The organism is Sphingomonas glacialis, assembly GCF_006439055.1.
Classification (GTDB): Bacteria; Pseudomonadota; Alphaproteobacteria; order Sphingomonadales; family Sphingomonadaceae; genus Sphingomonas; species Sphingomonas glacialis_A.
The window spans coordinates 1-675 of the sequence record NZ_RCZC01000022.1; the positions used below are offsets into that span (position 1 = coordinate 1).

The 675-nt window shown below is 69.3% G+C and carries 1 protein-coding gene; it reads right to left on the bottom strand.

The features are described from left to right. Nucleotides 1-34 precede the first annotated feature (34 nt). Nucleotides 35-553 carry a DUF1003 domain-containing protein gene (locus EAH76_RS23805; RefSeq protein ID WP_140852736.1) on the bottom strand — a complete coding sequence of 173 codons (519 nt, stop codon included), beginning with the start codon at nt 551-553 and terminating at the stop codon, nt 35-37. Nucleotides 554-675 lie beyond the last annotated feature (122 nt).

A 675-nucleotide genomic window follows, 5' to 3' on the forward strand; every position in this document is an offset into this window, starting at 1 on the left:
GCGGCCACGGCGGCACGGACGCTGTCTACCGCCGTCATGACGCGGCGCCGCCGGCAGGCTTGTCGTCGTCGTGCTCGCCGAGCTCGGCGAGCAGCGCTTTCAGTTCGTTCCTCAGCACGTCGCGCGTGACGAGCTGCGTGTTGCGCTCCTCGAGCGCCATCCGGAGGGCGACGATCTCACGGGCGAGGTACTCGGTGTCGGCGAGGTTGCGTTCGGCGCGCTGTCGGTCCTGCTCGATCTGCACACGGTCGCGGTCGTCCTGTCGGTTCTGCGCGAGCAGGATCAGAGGCGCGGCATACGATGCCTGCAACGAGAGCATGAGCGTGAGCGCGGTGAACCCGAGGGCGGCGTCGTCGAATCGCAGGTGATCGGGCGTCAGAGTGTTCCAGAGGATCCAGGCCACGCAGAACAACGTGAGCATGAGCAGGAACGCGGGCGTTCCCATCGCTCGAGCGACCCACTCGGTGAACCGGCCGAAGCGGTCACGGGAGGTCGGTCGAGCGCGGGTGGCGCCGCGGCCGAGAGGAGCGTCGAGGCGGGGCGAGCGAGCCATCAGCGGACCTCCTTGGCGGCCGGCGCGGTCTCGTCGTCGTCATGCGATCGCCAGTCGTCCGGGAGCAGGTAGTCCAGAACGTCGTCGATGCTGATCGCCCCGACGAGGCGGTGCGCCGCGTC